Annotated in this window: 3 protein-coding genes and 1 pseudogene; all 4 read right to left on the reverse strand. The window is 75.4% G+C overall.

The window, feature by feature from the left end; all coding sequences use genetic code 11:
• Positions 1 to 45: 45 nt before the first annotated feature.
• Complete coding sequence (locus tag FOE67_RS21210) at positions 46 to 810, reverse strand: peptidoglycan-binding protein (RefSeq protein ID WP_182666436.1); 765 nt, start codon at positions 808 to 810, stop codon at positions 46 to 48.
• A gap of 1 nt (position 811) precedes the next feature.
• Positions 812 to 1,063, reverse strand: coding sequence for a hypothetical protein (locus tag FOE67_RS21215; RefSeq protein WP_182666437.1), 252 nt, complete (start codon positions 1,061 to 1,063; stop codon positions 812 to 814).
• A 311-nt stretch (positions 1,064 to 1,374) separates the two neighbouring features.
• The gene (locus FOE67_RS21220) at positions 1,375 to 2,526 is read right to left on the reverse strand and encodes an alkaline phosphatase PhoX (RefSeq protein WP_182666438.1); all 1,152 of its coding nucleotides are present in this window, start codon (positions 2,524 to 2,526) and stop codon (positions 1,375 to 1,377) included.
• A gap of 219 nt (positions 2,527 to 2,745) precedes the next feature.
• Positions 2,746 to 3,053, reverse strand: a pseudogene (locus FOE67_RS21225) (hypothetical protein); the annotation flags it as partial.

Here is a 3,053-nt window from a genome sequence, read left to right on the forward strand (position 1 = left end):
GACACCCCCGCCCCCGCCCCGGCCCCGGGGCCCGGGGCGCCCGGGTCAGGTGATCGGGGCGGTCCAGGCCGCGTCCCAGGTGGCCGGACCGACGATGCCGTCCACGGTCAGCCCCTTCTCCCGCTGGAACGCCAGACACACCTCGCGCGAGGCCGCGCCGTAGTGTCCGTCCACGGTGATGCTCCATCCGCGGTCGCGCATCCGCTGCTGCCAGGTGCTCACCGAGGGGTGCGAGGTCACCGGCGGGTAGCGGAAGTACACGCCCGGCCACGGCGGGGGAGTGGGTCCGCCCCCGCCGTGGCCCGGGTCCAGTCGGCCGTCGGTCACCAGCGCGTACAGGTTGCCCGGACAGGCCGTGGAGGTGTGGTTGCGGTGGCCGTTGATCCCGTTCGCCGCGCCGCCCTGCGAGCGCAGCCGGGAGATCGCCAGGTGGAAGGCGTCGATCAGGCCGTTGGTGATGGTGTCGTAGTTGCTCGAACTCCCGCCCACCAGGCCGCAGACGGCGTACCAGTTCTGGTTGCCGGAGTCGGTTCCGTTGGCGGCGGACCGGATGCCCTCCCCGCGCCCCTCGAAGACGTAACCGTGCACGCACACCAGGTGGTTGTAGGCGATGTCCTGCCAACCGTTGGTGTCCATGTGGTGGTTCTGGATGCCGCGTACCTGCGAGGCGCAGTCGGTGTGGCTCCCCCGGGCCACCCGGACCCCGTCCACGTGGTGCACGGTCACCCCGCCGTTCCGGGGGGTGATGTTGGTGCTGCGACTCCGCGGGGCCCTGGCCCCCCACTGTGCGCGGGTGACGAAGACGGCCACCTCAGATCCCCTTCCCCGCCGACAGGCCGCAGCCCACCGAGGCGTTCAGCGGCTCGGCGGTGTCGGCACCGCTCCCCGCGTACCGGGCGGCGGGGTGATCGGGGTGGTCCACCACCCCGGGATCCGCCCCGGCCGCCGGGGCGGCGGCCCCGGCGGTGCCCGCGCCGATCGTTCCGAGGGCGGCGGCTCCCCCCACGGCCGCGGCGGCCGCTCCCAACAGTCGGCGTCTGGACGGTCCGGTCCGTTCACGCATCGCGTGTCTCCTCGTCTCCCCGTCGCCGGGGTTCCTCCTGTGCCGTGCCGTGCACGGCCGGGGGCGCGGGGCGGGTCGTGCCCGGTCCCCCGGCCGCCCTGTCCCGGCCGGGTGGTCGCGCCCCCGGTCCTCCGAGACATGACATCCCCGCCCCGGGGGGTGGTTGACGCGCGTAGCGCGTGCGGATCGGGAGCGGACCCCCGGCCGCTCGTGCACCGGAACCCCACACGTGCCCCCCTTGCGCGTTCCGCCCCTTCTGCTACGGGGGCCCCGGGCCGGCCCCCGCGGCGGCGACCGGCCCGGGGAACGGGTCAGCGACGGAAGGGGCCCGACATCTCGTAGGTGATGCCGCCCAGACCGGCCGCGTCCCCGGAGGTGCCGCGCTGGGAGGAGAAGTAGAGCCGGCTGCCGTCGGGGGAGAACGCCGGGCCGCAGATCTCCGAGCGGTCCTGCCCGTGGATGCGCATGATCGGCGCCACCACCCCTTCGGGGGTGATGATGTTGATCTCCATGTTGCCGCCGTCCTCCGCGACGTACAGGTCGCCGCCGGCGGTGCCGGTGATGTTGTCCACCCCGTCCAGGGAGCCGTCCGCGTCGTAGGCGATGGACAGCGACCCGTTCTCCGCGTCGTACGCCCACACCCGGTCGTCACCCTTGGTGGTGAAGTGGGCCACCCCGGCGTGGTAGTGGCAGCCCTCCCCGCCGCGGAAGCGCAGCGCCGAGGAGACCTGGTTGCGGGTCTGGCGGCCGAACACGGGACCCGAGGGGTCGGGGACCCGCTCCCACCGCACCCCGCCGCCGGGGGTCTCGCACAGCACCTCCAGCCGGCCGCGGGACAGATCGCCCCAGGTGTCCGGGACGTACCGGTAGAAGCAGCCGTCGCTCTCGTCCTCGGTCAGGTAGACCACCCGCCGGTCCGGGTCGCAGGCCGCCGCCTCGTGCTTGAACCGGCCCATCGCCTCGTGCGCCACCGCCGGCCGGTTGCCGTAGGGGTCGGTCTCGAAAACCTTCCCCCGGAAGGTCTCCTCGCAGGAGAGCCAGGTGTGCCACGGGGTGGCGCCGCCCGCGCAGTTCAGCGTGGTGCCGGAGAGGATGCGGTAGGCCCGGTCGATCACGCCGTCGGCGGTGAAGCGCAGCGCCGAGGCCCCGCCGACCAGCGGCACCTCGGAGTTGGAGACGTAGATCCAGCCGTCGCCGTCGGGGAAGCACGCGCCGCCGTCCGGCGCGGGGTGCCAGAGGATGCCGCGCACCCACTGGCTCGAGCGGGCGACCACGCGGATGGAGAAACCCTCGGGGAGGGCGACACCGAGGCCGTTGGGCGGCAGCAGCGGGCCGTAGGGACCCGCGGCGGCGGTGCCGGGTCCGGGGGCGGCGGCCCGGGCGGCTCCCTGCCAGAGGCCTCCGGCCAGGGCGACGGCCCCGGCGCCCGCCGTGCCGGCGCGGAGAAGGGTGCGGCGCTCCATCAGTACTCCTTCGAGGACCCGTACGCGGAAGGTGGGGGTGGTACCAGGCGGTAACACCGTGCCGTACCCTTCCGCGTCGCGCCGGACCGTGCGGGCGAACTCTCGCCGACGCGGGGGTGAGCAGTCGGTGCGGCGACCCCGTCCCGGGCCCGGCTCCGGACGCACCGGGGCCCCGGGGGCGGGAAAGCCCCGGGGCCCCGGCCCGTCGGGCCCGTCGGATCAGCCGGGTCGGCCGACGCCGAGCGCCTCCAACTCGCCGCCGTCCTCCAGGAGGGCCGTCAGCTCGGTCTCCACCCCCGGCTCGGCCGGCAGGACCATGGTCCGACCGGTCACCTCGCCGCTCACCCCACCGCTCGCGGAGATCCGGGCCACCTCCTCGCTGCCGGCGGCCAACAGGTACCACTCGCCGTCCGGCGCCTGCCACAGGCCGCCCGCCAGGACGTGCGGGGAGCGCGGGCCGCACTCCGGCCCGTCCTCGGCGCGGGCGACCACCGCTCCCGGCGCGGCGGGACCCCCGTCCTCCCCGC

Source organism: Streptomyces calidiresistens, assembly GCF_014141525.1.
Lineage (GTDB): Bacteria > Actinomycetota > Actinomycetes > Streptomycetales > Streptomycetaceae > Streptomyces > Streptomyces calidiresistens.